1 pseudogene is annotated in these 502 nt (G+C 59.8%); it reads left to right on the top strand.

Annotated elements, in window-relative coordinates:
• Positions 1 to 185 precede the first annotated feature (185 nt).
• Positions 186 to 502: pseudogene (locus tag D3D02_RS19090) on the top strand (hypothetical protein); the annotation flags it as partial.

Here is a 502-nt window from a genome sequence, read left to right as displayed (position 1 = left end):
TGGTGATCTCTTCTTTGAGACGTACTGGATACAGAGTGTGAGTGGTTCAGACGAAAAAGCAGGTGTCACCGAGTCACGCGACACCCGGGTGATCCTCGACCGCTTTGATTGCTCCGGCGGCCGGTCGGCTTCAGAGCCACCGGATCCGTCCGAAAGCATTTATCGATCTGAAAGAGCGTCGATATATGAAGCGACGGGCCCTCCTGACCTCTCTCGGCTGCGTCGGGACCGCTCCCCTCGCAGGTTGTGTCGCCGACCAATCTGTGAGTCTATCCAGCACGCCAGCCCCGAATCGTGTCGTTGGGGAATGGTGGGACGCCGTCAGGAACCGCGACGCCGAGCGGTTCCGCGACCTGTATCACCCCGACTCGCCGGAACGTGACGCATCCTACTGGACCAACGAAGACTGGTGGGAGTCGTTTCCGCCGGACGTTCTAGCGTCTAGCACTATCGAGGAGCGTACCCTCGTAGCGGAATCCGACACCGAAGCAACTGTTCTCGA

The organism is Halobellus sp. Atlit-38R (genome assembly GCF_003665925.1).
GTDB lineage: Archaea > Halobacteriota > Halobacteria > Halobacteriales > Haloferacaceae > Haloquadratum > Haloquadratum inordinatus.
The sequence above is the reverse complement of the archived record's forward strand: the minus strand, read 5'-3'. Positions and strand labels throughout refer to the sequence as shown.